This is a genomic window from Sulfurimonas hydrogeniphila (assembly GCF_009068765.1).
In the GTDB taxonomy this organism is placed as follows: domain Bacteria; phylum Campylobacterota; class Campylobacteria; order Campylobacterales; family Sulfurimonadaceae; genus Sulfurimonas; species Sulfurimonas hydrogeniphila.
The window spans coordinates 2,116,169-2,136,376 of record NZ_CP035534.1 but is presented as its reverse complement, the minus strand read 5'-3'; the positions used below and the strand labels follow the sequence as shown (position 1 = coordinate 2,136,376).

At 38.4% G+C, this 20,208-nt stretch carries 34 protein-coding genes; 9 read left to right on the top strand and 25 right to left on the bottom strand.

Annotated features, from left to right (window positions below; all coding sequences use genetic code 11):
- Positions 1-22 precede the first annotated feature (22 nt).
- Positions 23-1,282, top strand: a complete 1,260-nt coding sequence (locus tag ETP70_RS11285) for a transposase (RefSeq protein WP_188109950.1) — start codon at positions 23-25, stop codon at positions 1,280-1,282.
- 34 nt (positions 1,283-1,316) lie between these two features.
- Here the strand turns inward: ETP70_RS11285 and ETP70_RS11280 are convergent, their stop codons facing one another.
- Positions 1,317-1,958: an MqnA/MqnD/SBP family protein gene (locus ETP70_RS11280; RefSeq protein WP_151901272.1), complete on the bottom strand. Its 642-nt coding sequence runs from the start codon at positions 1,956-1,958 to the stop codon at positions 1,317-1,319.
- A gap of 66 nt (positions 1,959-2,024) precedes the next feature.
- Between ETP70_RS11280 and ETP70_RS11275 the strand changes: the two genes are divergently transcribed.
- The 5 genes from ETP70_RS11275 to ETP70_RS11255 all read left to right on the top strand — a co-directional run bounded on the left by ETP70_RS11275 (position 2,025) and on the right by ETP70_RS11255 (position 5,944).
- The gene (locus ETP70_RS11275; protein ID WP_151901271.1) at positions 2,025-2,246 is read left to right on the top strand and encodes a MoaD/ThiS family protein; all 222 of its coding nucleotides are present in this window, start codon (positions 2,025-2,027) and stop codon (positions 2,244-2,246) included.
- A 3-nt stretch (positions 2,247-2,249) separates the two neighbouring features.
- A complete protein-coding gene (locus tag ETP70_RS11270; RefSeq protein ID WP_151901270.1) occupies positions 2,250-2,696 on the top strand; it encodes a molybdopterin synthase catalytic subunit in 447 nt (148 codons plus the stop codon).
- Positions 2,693-3,919: a molybdopterin molybdotransferase MoeA gene (locus tag ETP70_RS11265; protein ID WP_151901269.1), complete on the top strand. Its 1,227-nt coding sequence runs from the start codon at positions 2,693-2,695 to the stop codon at positions 3,917-3,919. The genes ETP70_RS11270 and ETP70_RS11265 overlap by 4 nt, the downstream gene beginning before the upstream one ends.
- Positions 3,919-4,464, top strand: coding sequence for a hypothetical protein (locus tag ETP70_RS11260; protein ID WP_151901268.1), 546 nt, complete (start codon positions 3,919-3,921; stop codon positions 4,462-4,464). The genes ETP70_RS11265 and ETP70_RS11260 overlap by 1 nt, the downstream gene beginning before the upstream one ends.
- Positions 4,465-4,684: 220 nt before the next feature.
- On the top strand, positions 4,685-5,944 hold the full coding sequence (locus ETP70_RS11255) for a transposase (protein WP_188109950.1): 1,260 nt from the start codon (positions 4,685-4,687) through the stop codon (positions 5,942-5,944).
- A 135-nt stretch (positions 5,945-6,079) separates the two neighbouring features.
- On the opposite strand, the gene ETP70_RS11250 is transcribed toward ETP70_RS11255, so the two are convergent.
- On the bottom strand, positions 6,080-6,277 hold the full coding sequence (locus tag ETP70_RS11250; protein ID WP_151901267.1) for a hypothetical protein: 198 nt from the start codon (positions 6,275-6,277) through the stop codon (positions 6,080-6,082).
- 375 nt (positions 6,278-6,652) lie between these two features.
- Positions 6,653-7,912, bottom strand: a complete 1,260-nt coding sequence (locus ETP70_RS11245) for a transposase (protein WP_188109950.1) — start codon at positions 7,910-7,912, stop codon at positions 6,653-6,655.
- 326 nt (positions 7,913-8,238) lie between these two features.
- On the opposite strand from ETP70_RS11245, the gene ETP70_RS11240 reads away from it, so the two are divergent.
- The 3 genes from ETP70_RS11240 (at position 8,239) to ETP70_RS11230 (ending at position 9,719) form a co-directional block, all read left to right on the top strand.
- Complete coding sequence (locus ETP70_RS11240; protein ID WP_151901266.1) at positions 8,239-9,096, top strand: CvfB family protein; 858 nt, start codon at positions 8,239-8,241, stop codon at positions 9,094-9,096.
- Complete coding sequence (locus ETP70_RS11235) at positions 9,096-9,299, top strand: hypothetical protein (protein ID WP_151901265.1); 204 nt, start codon at positions 9,096-9,098, stop codon at positions 9,297-9,299. The genes ETP70_RS11240 and ETP70_RS11235 overlap by 1 nt, the downstream gene beginning before the upstream one ends.
- A 126-nt stretch (positions 9,300-9,425) precedes the next feature.
- Positions 9,426-9,719, top strand: coding sequence for a chorismate mutase (locus ETP70_RS11230; protein ID WP_151901264.1), 294 nt, complete (start codon positions 9,426-9,428; stop codon positions 9,717-9,719).
- A 29-nt stretch (positions 9,720-9,748) separates the two neighbouring features.
- Here ETP70_RS11230 and infA read toward each other — a convergent pair whose 3' ends face one another.
- The 22 genes from infA to rplC all read right to left on the bottom strand — a co-directional run bounded on the left by infA (position 9,749) and on the right by rplC (position 20,200).
- The gene (gene infA, locus ETP70_RS11225; protein ID WP_151901263.1) at positions 9,749-9,967 is read right to left on the bottom strand and encodes a translation initiation factor IF-1; all 219 of its coding nucleotides are present in this window, start codon (positions 9,965-9,967) and stop codon (positions 9,749-9,751) included.
- Between the two features lie 36 nt (positions 9,968-10,003).
- Positions 10,004-10,762: a type I methionyl aminopeptidase gene (gene map / locus ETP70_RS11220; RefSeq protein WP_151901262.1), complete on the bottom strand. Its 759-nt coding sequence runs from the start codon at positions 10,760-10,762 to the stop codon at positions 10,004-10,006.
- Between the two features lie 2 nt (positions 10,763-10,764).
- Positions 10,765-12,027 (bottom strand): preprotein translocase subunit SecY, encoded by a 1,263-nt coding sequence (secY, locus tag ETP70_RS11215; RefSeq protein ID WP_151901261.1) that lies wholly within the window; start codon positions 12,025-12,027, stop codon positions 10,765-10,767.
- A 2-nt stretch (positions 12,028-12,029) separates the two neighbouring features.
- Positions 12,030-12,428, bottom strand: a complete 399-nt coding sequence (gene rplO, locus ETP70_RS11210) for a 50S ribosomal protein L15 (protein ID WP_151901260.1) — start codon at positions 12,426-12,428, stop codon at positions 12,030-12,032.
- Positions 12,429-12,432: 4 nt separating this feature from the next.
- Complete coding sequence (rpsE, locus tag ETP70_RS11205) at positions 12,433-12,873, bottom strand: 30S ribosomal protein S5 (protein WP_151901259.1); 441 nt, start codon at positions 12,871-12,873, stop codon at positions 12,433-12,435.
- 8 nt (positions 12,874-12,881) lie between these two features.
- Positions 12,882-13,238 carry a 50S ribosomal protein L18 gene (gene rplR, locus ETP70_RS11200; RefSeq protein ID WP_151901258.1) on the bottom strand — a complete coding sequence of 119 codons (357 nt, stop codon included), beginning with the start codon at positions 13,236-13,238 and terminating at the stop codon, positions 12,882-12,884.
- Between the two features lie 13 nt (positions 13,239-13,251).
- Positions 13,252-13,788 carry a 50S ribosomal protein L6 gene (rplF, locus tag ETP70_RS11195; RefSeq protein WP_151901257.1) on the bottom strand — a complete coding sequence of 179 codons (537 nt, stop codon included), beginning with the start codon at positions 13,786-13,788 and terminating at the stop codon, positions 13,252-13,254.
- Between the two features lie 9 nt (positions 13,789-13,797).
- Positions 13,798-14,196, bottom strand: coding sequence for a 30S ribosomal protein S8 (gene rpsH / locus ETP70_RS11190; RefSeq protein WP_151901256.1), 399 nt, complete (start codon positions 14,194-14,196; stop codon positions 13,798-13,800).
- A gap of 175 nt (positions 14,197-14,371) precedes the next feature.
- Entirely contained in the window at positions 14,372-14,557 is a 186-nt protein-coding gene (locus ETP70_RS11185) for a type Z 30S ribosomal protein S14 (RefSeq protein WP_151901255.1), read from the bottom strand.
- Positions 14,557-15,102, bottom strand: coding sequence for a 50S ribosomal protein L5 (gene rplE / locus ETP70_RS11180; protein ID WP_151901254.1), 546 nt, complete (start codon positions 15,100-15,102; stop codon positions 14,557-14,559). The genes ETP70_RS11185 and rplE overlap by 1 nt, the downstream gene beginning before the upstream one ends.
- Positions 15,103-15,105: 3 nt before the next feature.
- On the bottom strand, positions 15,106-15,336 hold the full coding sequence (gene rplX, locus ETP70_RS11175) for a 50S ribosomal protein L24 (RefSeq protein WP_151901253.1): 231 nt from the start codon (positions 15,334-15,336) through the stop codon (positions 15,106-15,108).
- Positions 15,336-15,704 (bottom strand): 50S ribosomal protein L14, encoded by a 369-nt coding sequence (gene rplN, locus ETP70_RS11170; RefSeq protein WP_013326030.1) that lies wholly within the window; start codon positions 15,702-15,704, stop codon positions 15,336-15,338. Before rplN ends, rplX begins: the two co-directional genes overlap by 1 nt.
- A gap of 4 nt (positions 15,705-15,708) precedes the next feature.
- Positions 15,709-15,954 carry a 30S ribosomal protein S17 gene (gene rpsQ / locus ETP70_RS11165; RefSeq protein ID WP_151901252.1) on the bottom strand — a complete coding sequence of 82 codons (246 nt, stop codon included), beginning with the start codon at positions 15,952-15,954 and terminating at the stop codon, positions 15,709-15,711.
- A gap of 9 nt (positions 15,955-15,963) precedes the next feature.
- A complete protein-coding gene (gene rpmC, locus ETP70_RS11160; protein ID WP_151901251.1) occupies positions 15,964-16,152 on the bottom strand; it encodes a 50S ribosomal protein L29 in 189 nt (62 codons plus the stop codon).
- Positions 16,139-16,564, bottom strand: a complete 426-nt coding sequence (gene rplP / locus ETP70_RS11155; protein WP_151901250.1) for a 50S ribosomal protein L16 — start codon at positions 16,562-16,564, stop codon at positions 16,139-16,141. Before rplP ends, rpmC begins: the two co-directional genes overlap by 14 nt.
- Before the next feature lie 2 nt (positions 16,565-16,566).
- The gene (gene rpsC / locus ETP70_RS11150) at positions 16,567-17,283 is read right to left on the bottom strand and encodes a 30S ribosomal protein S3 (protein WP_151901249.1); all 717 of its coding nucleotides are present in this window, start codon (positions 17,281-17,283) and stop codon (positions 16,567-16,569) included.
- A gap of 1 nt (position 17,284) precedes the next feature.
- The gene (rplV, locus tag ETP70_RS11145; protein ID WP_013326025.1) at positions 17,285-17,602 is read right to left on the bottom strand and encodes a 50S ribosomal protein L22; all 318 of its coding nucleotides are present in this window, start codon (positions 17,600-17,602) and stop codon (positions 17,285-17,287) included.
- Between the two features lie 2 nt (positions 17,603-17,604).
- A complete protein-coding gene (gene rpsS / locus ETP70_RS11140) occupies positions 17,605-17,880 on the bottom strand; it encodes a 30S ribosomal protein S19 (protein ID WP_151901248.1) in 276 nt (91 codons plus the stop codon).
- Positions 17,881-17,882: 2 nt separating this feature from the next.
- Positions 17,883-18,728, bottom strand: a complete 846-nt coding sequence (rplB, locus tag ETP70_RS11135) for a 50S ribosomal protein L2 (protein WP_151901247.1) — start codon at positions 18,726-18,728, stop codon at positions 17,883-17,885.
- A gap of 1 nt (position 18,729) precedes the next feature.
- The gene (locus ETP70_RS11130) at positions 18,730-19,011 is read right to left on the bottom strand and encodes a 50S ribosomal protein L23 (RefSeq protein WP_151901246.1); all 282 of its coding nucleotides are present in this window, start codon (positions 19,009-19,011) and stop codon (positions 18,730-18,732) included.
- Positions 19,011-19,625: a 50S ribosomal protein L4 gene (gene rplD / locus ETP70_RS11125; RefSeq protein WP_188109991.1), complete on the bottom strand. Its 615-nt coding sequence runs from the start codon at positions 19,623-19,625 to the stop codon at positions 19,011-19,013. Before rplD ends, ETP70_RS11130 begins: the two co-directional genes overlap by 1 nt.
- Positions 19,625-20,200: a 50S ribosomal protein L3 gene (gene rplC / locus ETP70_RS11120; RefSeq protein ID WP_151901244.1), complete on the bottom strand. Its 576-nt coding sequence runs from the start codon at positions 20,198-20,200 to the stop codon at positions 19,625-19,627. The genes rplD and rplC overlap by 1 nt, the downstream gene beginning before the upstream one ends.
- Between the last annotated feature and the right edge of the window lie 8 nt (positions 20,201-20,208).

Genomic DNA, 20,208 nt, shown 5'->3' with positions numbered 1-20,208 from the left:
TATGAGACTGGTAAAAAGTCATATGAATCATAAACAACACAGTACCAATGGATTAAACCTGCTACAAAAGACTGAAGGATTTTCACAAGCACAAAGTGCTTGGAGATTTTACAATAATGAGCATGTAGATATAGAGTCACTCAATGAGCCAATGCTTACAAGAGGGATTAAAACTATTAATAAAAGCAGTGATGAATATATACTTGTAGCCCATGACTGGTCACTCATAAATTATAAAAACCATACGGCAAAAACAGATTGTATACGAAAACGCAGAAGCAATGTAAATAATGCTTCATCAAGAGGATATGAGTTGCAAAGTTCCCTTGCAATTGAGAGCAGCAGCGGCAAACCAATCCTTCCCTTGGTACAGAACCTAAAGACACAAGATAAAGTGCTCTCAAGCTATAATCCTACAATGAAGAGTCATCTTACCCATCTCGGTGAATTAACACAAAGAATAGCTTATATCAATCAATCCCTCAACATACAAAAGAAAATTGTACATGTAATTGACAGAGAAGCAGACAGTGCGGGGTTTTTCAGAGGACTGCAAAAAGAGGATTTATATATAGTACGAGCATTAGACAATGTCAAAGTCAGGTATGAAGATGAAGATATTACCCAAAAAGAGTTGTCCAAAAAAATGGATAAAGGCAAATATGTAAAAACTATACAGTATCAAAATAAAAAAGTAAAAATTTATGTTAATACGGTAGATATACTTATAACAAGAGACAGCTATCAAAAGACAGATACGCCACAAGGTAAAACAATAAAACAAAAAGTAAAAGGCAAGCCAATAAAAAACAGATTTATAGTCCAAAGACTCATAGATGAGAAGAACAATACAGTTGCTACCTGGCTTCTGTTAAGCAATCTTCCAAAAGATGTTGATATAACAAGGATAGGATTGTGGTATTATTACAGATGGAATATAGAAACGTATTTTAAACTGTTAAAAAGCTCAGGGTTTAATTTGGAAAAATGGCAGCAAGAGAGTGCACAGGCTATATTTAAACGCTTGTTTGTTGCCTCTTATGCCTGTTTGCTTGTATGGGAAATTGAACATACAAATAGTAAAAACATGCTGGCAATTAGAAAGTTTTTAGTTCGATTAAGCGGGAGATTGGTAGCAAGAAAGAAGATATCTACCTCTCCGGCTCTGTTAGCAGGTTTATGGAACTTCTTCTCTGCTATGGATATGCTTGAACTTTATGATATTGAAGAACTCCATAGCATTAAAAAAGAACTCAATGACTTTATGCAGATGGAGTTTTAAGTTGTGTAGATACTTATGACTTCAGTGCGGGCTGTTACAGTAATTTATAAAATTTTTTGAGACCTTTTTTTGCCTTGTAGTCAAGTTTATAAGAGATAAGCTGCAGATACTCAAGTATATCAGCGGGGGCAACATTTGTCTTTTTTGATGCTTTTTGCAGGAGGTACTGCGGAATTTTTATCTCTCTTTTGAGGAATGCTTTTTCTATCTTTTTGTACTGCTTTTGATTTTTGTGATAACATAAAAGCGCAAAAACAAAAGGCAAATGATACTTTTCATTCCACAGTTGCGCCAAATCAATATAGTTATTATTTACAAGCGCATAACGCAATGCTTTGTCTCCTATGAGCACTTCGCCCTTTACATGTAAGAGCTCTGCCAAAAGATTGGATGAAGCAGATTCAATATCTGTTTTATTCTGTACCGAAGGAATAACAATAACGCTTCTGACCTCTTCTTTTGCAATGATTCCAAGGTTTACATGTTTGCTTTTTTTTGCTTTGATACTTGAGATAAATGCGGCATCAACACGTCTGTTTAAAAAAGCATCGTTTATTTTTGCCGGAACATTTTTTTTGTATTCCATCTGTAGCTTTTGCTGTGTGCTTCGTGTAAATCGCTTCATAAATACATGAAAAGGCAAGAGATTGAGGTATTCTATTTTTCCAAAAATCATGCGTAATTATACATCACTTAACTTATCTTAGATATAATTAGAGTAATTTAAGATGAGGATGTTGTTTTGGTAAGAGTAGAATTTTTAGGACCGATACAAAAAGAGGCGTTGGAATTAGAAATAGCCAATCTCAATGAACTGGCAGCAATTTTGCAAAAAGACGAAGAGGTAAAAGAGTGGCTTGACAATTGTGCGGTGGCAGTGAATGACAATCTTGTGACCTCTTTGGAGTGTGAGCTTAAAAACGGAGATAAAATCTCTTTGCTTCCTCCTGTTTGCGGAGGCTGAGATTTGTTGCAACTATATAACAATTCACTGGATGTGCCGAAAATCCTGCAGGAATGGTATGAAGAAGAGGCGAAAAGCAACTATGGCGCATATATCCCTTTTGTCGGAACGGTACGCAGCGAAGACGGCATTGAAGGACTGAGTTTTGATATCTATGAACCGATTTTGGAAGCATGGTTTAAAAACTGGCAGAAAAAAGCAGAAGAAAAAGGTGCTGTGGTCAAAATGGCGCACTCCCGCGGAGATGTAATGCTGCATGAATCTTCATATATTGCCGCAGTCTTTTCACCAAAAAGACGGGTGGCGCTGGAACTTATAGACGAATTTGTAGAAGATTTCAAAGCATCCGCGCCGATATGGAAATATGATTTGAAAAACGGACAGAGAGTCTATGCAAAAGACCGCTCAACCGCAATAAAAGGCAGCGGAATTTTAGGAGCAAAACAATGAGTATAACAGGAACTGATTTTATCTCTTTTGAGACAAGCCAAAATATGCTGGAGCTTTTACAGGTAAACAACCACAGGTATGAAAGAGTGCCTTTAAGCGATGCGTTAGGCCGTGTGTTGGCAGAGGACATTGTGGCCGAATTTAATGATCCGCAGTTTCCTACCGCTTCCATGGACGGGTATGCGGTGCGTCATGAAGATTTGCAAAACGGCATGCTGGCTGTTCTCGGTGACAACCCTGCGGGACATGATGAGATACGGGTACTGTCTGCAGGGGAATCTATTAAAACATTTACAGGTTCGATGATGCCGCAGGGAAGTGATACGCTGATTCAGATAGAGAATGTCAGCTACAGTGACGGCAAGATAATTATCAATGAACCGGTTGAAAAAGGCAATGCGGTGCGTCCGGTCGGTGAAGGATACGGAGCAGGGGATGTGCTTATTCAAAAAGGCACAAAAATAGGTTTTGCCCAAATCGGTGTAATGGCCGGACTCAATCAGGTGATGGTAAAAGTAGCCCTTCGCCCCCGTGTCGCAGTTATCGCAACCGGAAGCGAGATACTCGATCTGGGCGAAAATTCTGATAACCCTGCCCAGATAAGAAGTTCAAACAATTATACGCTTGCAGCACTTTTTGAGTCGGCCGGTGCAGAGGTCATACAGCTTGGAACTGCTCCCGATGACAGAGATACTATTATGAAAACGTTTGAGAATGCTTTGGAGTCTGCAGATATTTTGGTGAGTACCGGCGGAGTGAGTGTCGGTGATTATGACTTTGTAAAAGACATTATTCCCCGTTTGGGTGCAGAAGTGGTCTATAAAGGTGTCGGCATCAAGCCAGGGCGCCATATTATGGTTGCGCAGCGCGGGCACAAGTTTATTCTGGCGTTGCCGGGATTTGCCTACTCTTCAACAGTTACAGCGATTTTGTATGCACTGCCGCTGATTGCAAAAATGCTTGGCAAAAAAGTTCCGTATAAAACTGTTGCTGCAAAACTGCAGGAAGATTTTACAAAACGAAGCCGGTTTACAGAGTTTACCGCATGCAATATTGTGGTAGAGGATGGTGAGTATTTTGTGAATTTCAAAGGAAAGAAAGTAGGAAGTTCTGCCATTTTGACAAATATGCTTCATGAGAGTGCATTAATGATTACAGGCGAAGATGACAAGTTCCTGGAAGCGGGAACATCTGTGAATGTTATTTTACTGGATACTTTTTAATGAAAGCGCTGAGTATAGACAATCAGACACTGGTGGTTGAAGAGATTGATATTACCATGGCTGCAAATACCGTATATACTTTTTTCAGTTCAATTTTAATTGACGAACTGGCAGGTCTGAAAGAACATGTAATATATACAGATGCAAATGCCCTGAGTGAAAAGAAAAAACCCTATTTCATAGGAGAACAGCTTCTTTTGGGGGATGCCCTGATCTTGGGCAGAGACGGTTTTGACGATGTTGATGCCAAAATTGCAAAAGAGGAACTGCATTCTTTAATCAATCCCGAGGTAAATGCATTTTACACAGAAGTACTGGATGTGCTGGCCGATACAGACATAAATCTCTACAAAACATTCACGGTGGAAAAAAACGGCGAAAAAATTGCGCTCAACACCGAATGGGTGCTTTATACATTTAATATTGCCGACGAGAGAACAAAAGAGTATTTTATCAATGAATTGAAAAAAGCGGTTGCAGCGAAAAACAATGTTGCAGAATATATGCAAAAAATGGCACAGCTTGCCATGAATGTCGCAGCATAACCCACTGTTTCCGGAATCCGTACTTTAGTGCGGACCCTGTGGCATGGCAGATTGTCAATGCAGTGCTAACACCAGCCGGCACTGAAGTCATAAGTATCTACACAACTCAAAAAAGCAAAGAAAGCGGAATAGATATTGCATAAGATTTTAAAAAACAAGAGAGTTTATGCAATGGAAGAGCGTTTAAAAAAAAAGATATATGAGACTGGTAAAAAGTCATATGAATCATAAACAACACAGTACCAATGGATTAAACCTGCTACAAAAGACTGAAGGATTTTCACAAGCACAAAGTGCTTGGAGATTTTACAATAATGAGCATGTAGATATAGAGTCACTCAATGAGCCAATGCTTACAAGAGGGATTAAAACTATTAATAAAAGCAGTGATGAATATATACTTGTAGCCCATGACTGGTCACTCATAAATTATAAAAACCATACGGCAAAAACAGATTGTATACGAAAACGCAGAAGCAATGTAAATAATGCTTCATCAAGAGGATATGAGTTGCAAAGTTCCCTTGCAATTGAGAGCAGCAGCGGCAAACCAATCCTTCCCTTGGTACAGAACCTAAAGACACAAGATAAAGTGCTCTCAAGCTATAATCCTACAATGAAGAGTCATCTTACCCATCTCGGTGAATTAACACAAAGAATAGCTTATATCAATCAATCCCTCAACATACAAAAGAAAATTGTACATGTAATTGACAGAGAAGCAGACAGTGCGGGGTTTTTCAGAGGACTGCAAAAAGAGGATTTATATATAGTACGAGCATTAGACAATGTCAAAGTCAGGTATGAAGATGAAGATATTACCCAAAAAGAGTTGTCCAAAAAAATGGATAAAGGCAAATATGTAAAAACTATACAGTATCAAAATAAAAAAGTAAAAATTTATGTTAATACGGTAGATATACTTATAACAAGAGACAGCTATCAAAAGACAGATACGCCACAAGGTAAAACAATAAAACAAAAAGTAAAAGGCAAGCCAATAAAAAACAGATTTATAGTCCAAAGACTCATAGATGAGAAGAACAATACAGTTGCTACCTGGCTTCTGTTAAGCAATCTTCCAAAAGATGTTGATATAACAAGGATAGGATTGTGGTATTATTACAGATGGAATATAGAAACGTATTTTAAACTGTTAAAAAGCTCAGGGTTTAATTTGGAAAAATGGCAGCAAGAGAGTGCACAGGCTATATTTAAACGCTTGTTTGTTGCCTCTTATGCCTGTTTGCTTGTATGGGAAATTGAACATACAAATAGTAAAAACATGCTGGCAATTAGAAAGTTTTTAGTTCGATTAAGCGGGAGATTGGTAGCAAGAAAGAAGATATCTACCTCTCCGGCTCTGTTAGCAGGTTTATGGAACTTCTTCTCTGCTATGGATATGCTTGAACTTTATGATATTGAAGAACTCCATAGCATTAAAAAAGAACTCAATGACTTTATGCAGATGGAGTTTTAAGTTGTGTAGATACTTATGACTTCAGTGCCGGCTTTGCGTCTTTTAAGACTTATTCCTGGGTTACAGAAAATATTTAATTTTCTCACAAGCCACGCTTTGGCGTCTAAAAAACGGGTTCCGATAAATACGTAACTTTTACTGCATTTTAATTATAAAAGTATTGTCAGCTTCTTCAACTTTAAACTTGTGTTTGCCGCAGAATTCATCATTCATATGGTTGACCATCTCCAATGACTTCATCAACGCCTCATCTTTTGACGCTATTTCCGTACTACTTTGAAGATTACTTCTTTTAAAACAGCCACATTCTCTCTCTACTATTATTTTAAACATATTCTCATCCTTGTTAAGTTTTTATGCAATAATATCACGTACAACTTGTTCTACTCTTATTCATATATACAATGCAATTTTTACATTTTCATCTAAGATATGCTGCTCCTTGGTTGGGATTGGTATTATAATACTTTGAAACTTTTTCTATAGCCTGGGTTTTAATTTCCAAGACACACAGCCCGCACTGAAGTACGGGTTCCGGTAAAACTGTTGATTGTATGGCATTGACACTGAAACATAAATTTTAAAGGAAATAACTTCAGAACCGCTCAATGCAGTTAAGTTAAGCGGCTTTTTTAAAACCACTCCTTCATACAATTTAGACTTTTGCACCCTAACAGTCGACACTAAAGTCATAAGTATCTACACAACTTAAAACTCCATCTGCATAAAGTCATTGAGTTCTTTTTTAATGCTATGGAGTTCTTCAATATCATAAAGTTCAAGCATATCCATAGCAGAGAAGAAGTTCCATAAACCTGCTAACAGAGCCGGAGAGGTAGATATCTTCTTTCTTGCTACCAATCTCCCGCTTAATCGAACTAAAAACTTTCTAATTGCCAGCATGTTTTTACTATTTGTATGTTCAATTTCCCATACAAGCAAACAGGCATAAGAGGCAACAAACAAGCGTTTAAATATAGCCTGTGCACTCTCTTGCTGCCATTTTTCCAAATTAAACCCTGAGCTTTTTAACAGTTTAAAATACGTTTCTATATTCCATCTGTAATAATACCACAATCCTATCCTTGTTATATCAACATCTTTTGGAAGATTGCTTAACAGAAGCCAGGTAGCAACTGTATTGTTCTTCTCATCTATGAGTCTTTGGACTATAAATCTGTTTTTTATTGGCTTGCCTTTTACTTTTTGTTTTATTGTTTTACCTTGTGGCGTATCTGTCTTTTGATAGCTGTCTCTTGTTATAAGTATATCTACCGTATTAACATAAATTTTTACTTTTTTATTTTGATACTGTATAGTTTTTACATATTTGCCTTTATCCATTTTTTTGGACAACTCTTTTTGGGTAATATCTTCATCTTCATACCTGACTTTGACATTGTCTAATGCTCGTACTATATATAAATCCTCTTTTTGCAGTCCTCTGAAAAACCCCGCACTGTCTGCTTCTCTGTCAATTACATGTACAATTTTCTTTTGTATGTTGAGGGATTGATTGATATAAGCTATTCTTTGTGTTAATTCACCGAGATGGGTAAGATGACTCTTCATTGTAGGATTATAGCTTGAGAGCACTTTATCTTGTGTCTTTAGGTTCTGTACCAAGGGAAGGATTGGTTTGCCGCTGCTGCTCTCAATTGCAAGGGAACTTTGCAACTCATATCCTCTTGATGAAGCATTATTTACATTGCTTCTGCGTTTTCGTATACAATCTGTTTTTGCCGTATGGTTTTTATAATTTATGAGTGACCAGTCATGGGCTACAAGTATATATTCATCACTGCTTTTATTAATAGTTTTAATCCCTCTTGTAAGCATTGGCTCATTGAGTGACTCTATATCTACATGCTCATTATTGTAAAATCTCCAAGCACTTTGTGCTTGTGAAAATCCTTCAGTCTTTTGTAGCAGGTTTAATCCATTGGTACTGTGTTGTTTATGATTCATATGACTTTTTACCAGTCTCATATATCTTTTTTTTTAAACGCTCTTCCATTGCATAAACTCTCTTGTTTTTTAAAATCTTATGCAATATCTATTCCGCTTTCTTTGCTTTTTTGAGTTGTGTAGATACTTATGACTAAAGTACCGATTCCGATTTAGCGGCTTTTCGGAACCCGTACTTCAGTGCGGGCTTTGTGTTTTGTCAGGTTACACTATAGCGTACAAACCCAAGTTCTTTGGAAACATCAAGTTTTTTCTTAACCGGATTATTTAAAGAAGAGTGAAGAATAAATGCTATAATGTCACCATATTAATACAACGGAATTACCATGAAAAAAGAGACAAGCCCTTACCTGGAACTGGGCAAAATGAATACCCTGCGTGTCGACAGAGACACAACACCCGGCCTGTACCTTATGGCTGAGGACGGCAATGATGTCCTTCTTCCCGGACAGTATGTCACAGATGATATGTGCGAAAATGCTCTTGTAGATGTTTTTTTATACACAGATTCTGAAGACAGACTGGTAGCCACTACCGACAGACCCCTTGCAATGCTGGATGATTTTGCACTCCTGGAAGTCGTGGATGTGGCTCCTTTCGGTGCTTTTATGAACTGGGGACTGCCAAAAGATTTACTTGTCCCTAAGATGTTTCAAAAAACACCTTTTGAAATCGGCGAAAAAAGATTTATTCGCATCATATATGACGAACGGACACACAGACTCGTCGGCACAGAAAAACTCGGTGATTTTTTTGATCGCAAAGTCAAAGACCTTGCACAGAACAAAGAGGCAGAAATATTAGTCATTTCCAAAACGCCGCTTGGCTTTAAATGTATTGTCAACGGTAAATATGAAGGACTGATATATCACAATGAAATATTTGAAGAGATAAAACTGGGAGACAAAAAGACTGCCTATGTCAAAACAGTGCGCAAAGACGGCAATATCGACCTTACACTCCGGCGTCCCGGCAGTAAAAAAGACGGCTCCTCTGCCCAAAAAGTTCTCAACCTGTTAGAACAGAACATGGGTATTATGCCTTATAATTACAAAAGTGATGCCGAGCTGATTAAAAATGTATTTGGTCTGAGTAAAAAAGAGTTCAAACGCTCTTTGACACAACTTCAGGATGACGGAAAAATTACGGTCAAAGATACCGGTATATATCTCAAGGCAAAGTAATGGCAAGAAAGAAACAAACACATGATTTAAGTAAAAAAAATGTAGAATATATACAGGACAATATCTTTTACAAAGTTTTACGTTTTAATCCTTCAAATATGACAGTGGATGTAATAAAGATAGAAAAGAATGAAAAAACGAATATTGAAATGCCTTTTGCACATTTGCCCAAAGCAGTAAAAAAGAGTATAAAGCCCAATTAATGCTGGGCTCTATGGACGCATATCCATAATGAATCATGTTAAAGATATACAAGGAGAATCGCAAGTAAGATTATATACTTAAATTGTTACAATAGTGTTAACAAAACTTGAAAAAGGAGTAAAAATATGAAAAAATGCAATACACTGCAGGAAGTAAGAGACGAGGTGGATATTATTGACAAAAAACTTGTTGAACTGATATCTGAGCGCAGCCATTTAATTCGTCAGGCAGCCGGTTTCAAAGAGAGTGTGGCAGAGGTAAAAGCCCAGGACAGGATTGATGATATTATGCAGAAAGTAAGAAAAAAGGCGATTGAGCTCAATGTCAATCCGAATATGATCTCTGAACTCTTTAAGATAATGATTGATGAAATGGTTGAAACGGAAATAAGTGAGTTAAGAAACGCCGGGAATTTTTAAAATTAAAAAGAGGCCGAGACCTCTTTTGCCTATTTGTATCTGTAGGTGATACGCCCTTTGTCCAAAGAGTATGGTGTCAACTCAAGTTTCACTTTGTCTCCTGGAAGTATTTTAATATAGTGCATACGCATTTTACCTGCGATATGACACAGTATAACATGTCCGTTTTCTAATTCAACACGAAAAGTTGCGTTCGGCAAAGCCTCTATAATCTTGCCGTCAACTTCAATAACATCTGCTTTAGCCATTTTAGTCCTTTATAAAGAAATTTCTTACTTTAACTCTCACGCAAGAGATAAAATTTCAGCTTTACCGTCAACAACTGCGACAGTGTGCTCATAGTGAGAACCGCGTAAACCGTCGGTACTGACAACATCCCACCCGTTATCCAAGATAACAGGTTTTGGCTCTTTTTGACATATCATAGGTTCCAGACAAAAAACCATTCCGTTTTTTATTTTCGGTCCGGATTTCGCATTTCCGCCCGCCAAATAATTAGGAATTTCAGGTTCTTCATGAGGTTTTCTTCCTATTCCGTGCCCACAAAAATTACGTAAAGGAACAAAACCGCGCTCCAATATGAACTGTTCCATTAAATAGGAAAGTTCTTTAAAGCGCATTCCTTCTTTGATATTTTCAATAGCATAATACAAAGTATCTTTTGCACAGGCTATTAAATCTTCATCTTCTTTGCTGATTTCTCCGACACCCATACTTATTGCGGCATCACCGAACCAGCCATCAAGTTCTGTTCCAATATCATACCCTATAACATCTCCTTCCTGGAGTTTGTAGTCACTTGGAATGCCATGAATAATAACTTCATTGAGTGAGGTGCATACCGCATTTGGGAAGCCGTACAATCCTTTAAAAGAGGGTTTTGCACCATGAGAGCGAATATAATCCTCTGCCATGGCATCCATCTCTTTTAAACTCATACCGACTTTGGTATTTTTACGAAGAAGATCTAATGTGCCGCCGACAATTTTGTTGGCGGCACGAAGTTTTTCAATTTCTTGAGGTTTTCTAAGCGCAATAGCCATTGCTACAGACCAACTGCACTGAGAGTTTCATATTTACTCATGTATATCTGAGCTTCAATTTTTCTCATTGTGTCAAGAGCAACCTGCACAACGATCAGCACGGCAGTACCGCCAAAGAAGAACGGTACCCCCATCCCTTTTATAATCATAAAAGGCAGAGTCGCAACGAGTCCAAGATAGAGTGCTCCGGTAAATGTCAATCTGCTTGCCGTTTCATTCAAGAACTCTCTCGTAGCATCACCGGTACGAATACCAGGAATAAACCCGCCTTGACGTTTGAGATTATCCGCAATATCTTTTGCGTTGAATGTGATTGAGGCATAAAAGAATGCAAAAAACACAACAAACACAAAGGTCAAAAAGTTAAAAAAGTAACTGTTTGGATTCAGATAATCCGCAATAGCCTGAATAGCCGGATTTGTACTGCTTGAAAGCACAGTCATCGGAAACATTAAAATTGCCGAGGCAAAGATAACCGGGATAACACCCGCCAGATTCACTTTAATAGGAATATAGTTCATTACACGTTTGTTTTGGTTTTGCATCATCGTCTTTTTCGCATAGGTTATAGGCACACGACGCTCACCAAGCTCAACATAAATGATAATTCCTACCGTTGTCAGAATCAAAGCAAGAATTGCTATGACAATAATAAAACTCATTGCACCGGTATTTACCATTTCGATTGTTTGACCAATTGCTCTTGGAATTGCCGAAACAATACCTGCGAAGATAATAAGAGAGATACCATTACCGATTCCGCTTTGTGTAATCTGCTCACCAATCCACATTAAAAGCATTGTACCTGCAAGCATTGAAACAGCAGAAAGCATGATAAATGTAGTGTGATCGGCAAGAATTGCAGAGTTGCCCGTAGGTCCGGTTAAGCTTTGCAGTCCTACACTGACACCGACAGCCTGAATTAATGTTATAACGATAGTCGCATAACGAATAATCTGCATATATTTCACCATACCGTCACGCTCTTTTTTCATTTGACCAAGTGTCGGAAATGTTGCAGCTAAAAGCTCCATAATAATTGAGGCGGTGATATAAGGCATAATGCCGAGTGAAATAATAGAGAGTCTCTGTACAGCATTTCCGCTGAACATGTTAAACAATCCCAATGCGTCTGATTGATGTGAGTCGAAGAAAGAAGCAATAACAGCTGTATCTACGCCGGGAACCGGCACATAGGCCAGTAGGCGGTAGATAAATAAAAAACCGATAGTAATAAGTATCTTATTTACTAGATTTTTATTCACAACTAGTTACCTGTTGTTGTAACGTTTTCGTCTTTAATTTTCGATGCCAAATCTTTTGCTTTGGCACCTACTAGTTTAATTTTAGTCACTGAAGAAGCAACCTTGTGAACTGAACGGATTGATTCCATTGTAATTTCACCAAGTTCTGCTACAGCTTTGATTTTTTCAACGTTTATCACATACGGTTTGATCACTTTCGAGTGAAAACCGATTTTTGGCAAACGTTTTGCAAGTGGCTGTTGCCCACCTTCAAAGTTTCTTTTTCTTTTGTAACCTGAACGAGATTTCTGACCTTTTTGACCACGAGCGGCAGTCTTACCAGTACCAGAACCTTGACCACGCCCAACACGTTTGCGAGAATGTGTTGAACCCGGAGCAGGTTGTAAATTTTCAATACCCATTTTCCTATCCTTTTATACGAGAAAGTGCTTCAATTGTAGCACGTACCAGTGTGTTTGGATTGTTTGAACCGATTGACTTTGTAAGGATATCTTTAATCCCTGCAAGTTCAAGAACAGGTCTCGCTGCTCCACCGGCAATAACACCGGTACCTTCTGATGCCGGCTTTAATAAAACACGACTGGCATTGTACTTATGCTCAATGTCATGTGCTATTGTAGAACCTTTTATCTTAACAGTTGTTAAATTTTTAAAAGCATTGTCTACAGCTTTACGTATAGCATCAGGAACCTCTTTTGCTTTACCAACACCATAACCTACAGTACCGTTTTTGTCACCAACAACGATAAGTGCAGTAAAACGAAAACGTCTACCACCCTTAACAACTTTTGTTACACGACCAATATTTACTATTGATTCTTCAAAATCATCTCTATTGATTTCCATCTGTGCTCCTAGAACTTGATTTCGTTTGCACGAATTGCGTCACCAAATGCAGCAATTACGCCGTGATATTGGTAACCATTACGGTCAAATACAATCTCAGAGATGTTTGCTTCTTTGAGTTTGGCAGCAAATGCCTCACCAAGTGCAGCAGCACCTTCTTTATTAGCTTTGTGACCAGTAGCCTTTGAGTGTAGTGAACAAATTGTTGTTGCAGTTGCATCATCAATTGCCTGTACACTTAAGTAACGGTTTGATTTAAATACAGAAACACGAGGAAGTTCAGCACTACCAGATATTTTTGCACGGATACGACGCTTACGTTTTAAACGATTCGCAATTTTGCTTTTTAATACTTTAGCATTCATCTATCTTCCTCCCTTATTTCTTAGCAGTTTTACCGGCTTTACGCACGATATGCTCATCTATGTATTTAACACCTTTACCTTTGTAAGGCTCTGGTGGACGGAATGATCTGATCTCTGCAGCTGCCTGACCCAACATTTGTTTGTCATGGCTTTTAAGAGTTATCACATTCTTTTCAACGCTTGCTTCCAAACCTTCAGGTAACTCATAATTGATATCATGAGAGAAACCAAGCTGAAGATTTAAAACTTTTCCTTTAACGGCTGCTCTGTAACCAACACCGTTAATTTCAAGTTTTTTCTCATAGCCGGTAGTCAAACCTGTTACGATATTTTGGGCCAATGCTCTGAAAGTTCCCCAGAAAGCTCTATGCTCACGAGAGTCTGAAAGATTTTTAAAAGTTAAAGTGTTTCCTTCTACTTCGAAAGTCACATAACCTTTAGTATCTAAATCAACACTGTTTTTGCCTTTAGCAAAAGTTATAACATTTCCATTTGTAGTAACAGTAATGTCACTGGCAAATTCTACAGGATTTTTTCCAATTCTTGACATGCTATACTCCTACCATACCGTACACATAACTTCACCACCAATGCCAAGCTCATATGCTTTGTCATTTGGTAGTACGCCATGTGATGTACTTACAATAATAGTTCCGTAACCATTTTTGAAACGTTTAATATCTTCTTTACCTTTATAAACACGACGTCCAGGCTTTGAAACTCTTTTCATTTCATTGATTACAGATTTTCCATCTTCACCGTACTTCAGTACAACTTTGATAGTTTTTTTCACACCGTCTTCGATTACATTACAAGACTCAATGTAACCTTTGTCTACTAAGATATTTGCTACTGCTTCTACACTTTTAGAGTGTACCAAAGTAGTAACCGGTAATCTTCTCATACCGGCATTACGAATACGTGTTAACGCATCTGATACTAAATCATTAATTGCCATTTATATTTTCCTTTTATGTAGTTACTCACGTTGTCGGAAGTATACCCTCAAGGGGCACCTAGATTCCGCCAACTACGCTAACGCTGAGTTCTCTTCGGCAGAGAGCCCACGTGCAGTAATCCGCACTTATAGTTAACTTCCAGTAACTGCTGACTGCTAGCAGTTTCCTCTTGGCTTACCAAGAAGACTTTCTAACACCTGGTATTAAACCTTCATTTGCCATTTTTCTAAAACAGATACGACAAATTCCAAAATCTCTCAGTACAGAGTGTGGACGACCACAAATCTGACAACGTGTATAACCACGTACCTTAAATTTTGGAGTACGTTTTGCTTTAGCTATCATTGACTTCTTAGCCATTAGTTGCTCCCTTTACTAAAAGGCATTCCCATTTTCTCTAAAAGAGTAAATGCCGCCTTGTCTGAATCTGCAGATGTTACTATTGTAATATTCATACCATGAATCTGCATGATTGAATCATAGCTGATTTCAGGGAAAATAAGTTGTTCCTGAAGACCGAAGTTATAGTTACCGCGACCGTCAAAACCATTTCTCGGAACACCACGGAAATCTTTCACACGAGGAAGTGCGATAGAAACAAGGCGATCGAAGAAGTTATACATATTTTCACCACGAAGTGTTACACGAACACCTACAGGCATACCTTCACGTACTTTAAAACCTGCAACAGATTTCTTCGCAATCACAGTAGAAGCTTTTTGACCGGCTATAGTAGTGATAGTATCTTCAATATTTTTAATGAGTTTGTTATCTTTCATAGCAAAACCTGCACCGACAGAGATAACAATTTTGTCAAATTCAGGAATCTGCATTACATTTTTAATATCTAAAGCTGCTTGAATTTCCGGCTTAAGCGCTAAATATTTTTCTTTTAAACGAGCCATCTATTATGCCTCCACTTTGCGTACGTTTGAAACATCGATTGGCATCTCTTTTTTGATATGCCCGCCTTTTGTATTCTCTTCAGTTGGTTTAACAGCTTTTTTCGCTATTTTACAACCCTCAACGATTACTTTGTTTTTCTTAGGAAATACCGCAAGTACAGCTGCTTTTGTACCTTTGTCATCTCCAGCGATAATTTCTACAATATCGCCTTTTTTAAACTTAAATTTTGCCATTACACAACCTCCGGAGCAAGAGATACAATTTTCATGAATCCTGCGTAACGTACTTCACGACCGATTGGTCCAAAGATACGAGTACCGATTGGTTCTCTCTTGTCATCAAGTATAACTGCCGCATTGTCATCAAAACGGATTAAAGAACCGTTTTCACGTTGGACTTCTTTATGCGTTCTAACAACAACAGCTTTTACAACTTTACCTTTTTTAACTTTGGCAGTCGGGATCGCTTTTTTTACAGAAGCAACGATAACGTCACCCACTGATGCATAACGACGCTTGGAACCGCCAAGTACCTTAATACACATAATCTCTTTAGCACCTGTATTATCAGCTACATTTAAACGAGTAAAACCTTGTATCATACTACTACGCTCCTTTTACAACTGATTTAAGTCTAAAAGATTTAGTCTTAGAAAGCGGACGACACTCGATTGCAATAATCTCGTCTCCGACTTTTACTTCATTACGCTCATCATGTACCAGGTACTTTTTGAAACGTTTTACAACTTTATGATAACGAGGATGCATTACACGACGTTCAACAAGTACAGTGACTGTTTTATCGCCTGCAATTTTAATTACGTTACCTTGAATTTCACGCTTATTAGCCATCGCCCGCCCCTACTTTGCTACTGCAGCAAGTGCAGTATTGATTCTAGCAATATCTTTTTTAGCAACACGAAGTTCGCTAGTATTTTGTAATTGCATCATTTTTTGTTTAATTTTTAAAGTAAACAGTTCTGTCTTTTTCTCTTTGAGCATCGCCTGAAGCTCTGCTGCATTTTTATCTGCTAAATCAGAATATTTCATTGTTCATCTCCGCAGTAACAATTTTACATTTGAATGGAAGTTTGTGCATAGCAAGAGTTAATGCTTCGCGAGCAAGCTCTTCCGGTACACCACCCATTTCAAAGATTATACGACCTGGTTTAATGTTCATTACCCACTGATCAACAGCACCCTTACCTTTACCCATACGAGTTTCAAGAGGTTTTGCAGTTAACGGCTTGGCAGGGAACACACGAATCCAAATCTTACCTTGTCTTTTAATGTGACGTGTTGCAGAAATACGAGCCGACTCAATCTGACGAGAGTTAATACGACCGGCTTCTACCGCTTTGAATGCGATGTCACCAAAAGATAATTTATAACCAGAACGAGCGTAACCGCGGTTACGTCCTTTCATCACTTTACGATATTTTGTTCTTTTTGGCATTAACATGATTATTCAGCCTTTTCACTATTTTCACGTCTGGCTGGTTTTCTGCCACGACGCTCTTTTTTCTCTTCTTTCGCTTCTGCAGGAATACCTTTAGTCAGTACTTCCCCTTTGAAGATCCATACTTTAACACCGATAATACCGTATGTTGTATGTGCCTCGGCAAAACCGTAATCAATTTTTGCACGAAGAGTATGAAGAGGAACACGTCCTTCCAAATACCATTCAGTTCTTGCCATTTCAGCACCGCCTAAACGACCTGCAACTGCAACTTTGATACCTTTTGCACCAGAACGCTGCGCACCCTGCATAACTTTTTTCATAGCTCTACGAAATGCAACACGACGTTCTAACTGAGTCGCAACATTTTCAGCAACCAATTGTGCCGAAGTCTGTGCTTTTTTCTCTTCTTTGATATTGATAGAGATTGACTTACCAACTAACTTTTGAACAGCAGTTTTAAGTTTTTCGATATCAGCACCTTTCTTCCCGATAATGATACCAGGACGAGCAGCAACGATAGTTACACGAAGTCTTTTCACTGTTCTTTCAATGATGATGTTGGAAACACCAGCATAGTAAAGCTCTTTTTTCAAATATGTTCTTATCTTGTGATCTTCACCCAAAGCAGCAGGAGCTGTTTTAAAGTTAGGAAACCATCTTGATTCCCAGTTACGGTTGATTCCAAGACGTAAACCAATAGGATTAACTTTTTGACCCATACTATTTACCCTCTACTTCTACTAAGATATGTGCTGTTGGTTTACGAATACCAGACGCCATACCACGAGCACGTGGACGGAAACGTTTAAGTACTGGACCATTGTCAACACGACATGATGTAATTACACAATCTTCAGCTTCACTACCGCTGTTCGCAACTGCTGACGCAATTACTTTAGAGATAATTTTTGCCGCCTTGTTTGGAGTGAATTCTAAAGCTGCCATTGCCTCTTCAGCATTCATACCCTGCACTTCACGTGCAATAAGACGAGATTTGATAGGTGATACACGGATAAATTTTAGTAATGCTCTAGCCATGACTACCCCTTCTTCTGAACAGAGCCCTTGTGGCCCTTGAATGTACGAGTTGGTGCAAATTCACCAAGTTTATAACCAATATGGTTCTCTGTAACATATACAGGAACGAACTGGCGACCATTGTGAACATTTATTGTCAAACCAACCATGTCAGGAAGAATCATAGATCTTCTTGACCATGTCTTAATAGGTTTTTTCTTCGCTTCGGCTTTCATAGCCTCCACTTTTTTCATTAAATGATCATCTACGAATGGACCTTTTTTTACTGAACGAGCCATTATTAACCTACCCTTTTAGCATTTGGTTTACGGCGAGTAATAATTAACTTATCACTAGCTTTCTTACGACGAGTTTTAGCACCCTTCGTTGGTTTACCCCAAGGAGTAACCGGATGACGACCTGAGTTCGTTTTACCTTCACCACCACCATGCGGGTGATCAATCGGGTTCATCGCAGAACCACGAGTCTGTGGACGAATACCAAGGTGACGCTGACGACCGGCTTTTGCTATAACAATGTTAGCAAATTCTTCATTTCCAACAATTCCTACAGTAGCTAAACACTCACCAAGCACTAAACGCATTTCTGATGAAGGCATACGTAAAGATACATATTTGCCGTCACGACCCATAATCTGAGCTGAAGTTCCGGCTGAACGAACCATTTGTCCGCCTTTGCCAACTTTTAACTCAACATTATGAACAAGTGTACCGACAGGAATGTTTTTGAGTTTCATCGTGTTACCCGGTTTAACATCCAAACCAGACTCTGCAGCTTCAACTGTATCGCCAACATTTAAACCTTTTGGTTGCAAGATGTATCTTTTTTCACCGTCTGCATATGTAATTAATGCGATACGACAGTTACGGTACGGATCATACTCAATAGTAGAGACTGTACCCGGTACACCAAACTTGTTTCTTTTAAAATCAATAATACGGTAAAGCTTTTTCGCCCCAGCCTGTTTGTGACGAGAAGTGATACGACCATTGTTGTTACGACCGGCAGTTGTCGGAAGTTTTACAAGTAATGAACGGACACTCGCTTTAGCAGTGATATCTGAACTGTCTACATTCGTATAAAAACGACGAGACGGAGTTATCGGTCTATAAGTTTTAATTGCCATCTTATACCGCCAAACTTTCTATTTGTGCACCTTCAGGGAGAGTAACATAGAACTTTTTAAAGTCATTTTGTTTCCCCTGTACACCACGGAAACGTTTTACTTTTCCGCTTTGATTCAGAGAGTTGATTTTTGTTGGAATTATTCCGAAATACTCTCTAAACACCTCTTTAAGACCTGTTTTAGTCATACGTGGTGATGTTTGAACAACTATAACACCATCTTCTTGTAAACCCAAAGTCTTTTCTGTATATAAAATAGATTTAATATCTGTAATATCAGCCATTACTTAGCCTCACTTGTCAAAGTTTCCCATACAGCTTTTTCTATCACAATTGAGCGATAGTTGGCAGCTAAGTATGCGTTTAACTCATTAGATTCGATAACATATGTCTGGTGCAGATTTTCAAACGCCAAATATGTTTTTTCATCTAATAAAGATTTAACAAAAAGTGTATCTCTTTGACCTAAAGCTTTGAACATTGCTGCCGCATCTTTAGTTTTACCAGACTCAACAGAGATGCTGTCAACGATAAAAAGAGTACCATTTTGTGCATGCTCATTCAAAGCAAAGTTTAAAGCAAGTTTTTTCTGCTTTTTGTTTACTTTTAAATCGTAGTTGCGGTTGTTTTGAGAACCAAAAGCTTTACCACCGCCTACGAATATAGGAGAACGACGAGAACCCGCACGGGCACGACCGCCACCTTTTTGAGCCCATGGTTTTTTACCACCACCGCGTACTTCACTTCTACCCTTAGTTGTCGCTGTGTTTGCACGTTGTGCAGCCTGAGCAGACTTTACATAAAGGTAAAGGTTATGAGGGTTAATTCCAGAGAAAGACTCTGGCAATGCTAACTCAGATGCTTTTTCCATTTTTTCATTTAAAACGATTGCGCTCATTATTTAGCTACCTTTACACGACCTAAAGAACCGTTAGCACCTGAAACTGAACCTAAAACCGCAATGATTTTGTTTTCAGCATCGAAAGAAACGATTTCATTTTTCACACTGTTTTGTGTATTTCCGTATTGTCCAGGCATTTTTTTACCCTTCATTACACGACCTGGCCATTCAGCATTACCGATAGAACCTGTTCTACGACCAAATCTGTGACCGTGAGATGCAGGACCACCACCGAAATTCCAACGCTTCATTGCACCTGAAAAACCACGACCTTTTGTGTTGAAAGTAGTTTTAAGTACACTTGCCTCTGCAAGCGGAGCTAAATCCAAATCACCGGCTTCGGTATTTGTTACTTCTAATGTAACAAAACGGTTAAATTCAGTCGGAAGGTTGTATTTCTTCTGTTGACCTTCTATTGCTTTATTCATTTTTTTACCACTGTTATACGCGACAATAGCAGTACCTTCATTCACTTCACATACTTTCGCATCTAAAACTCTTAACAGAGTAACTGGTTTAGACGGAACTGTGATAGTACGGCTCATACCGATTTTTTCAACAATATATTCCACGATTACTC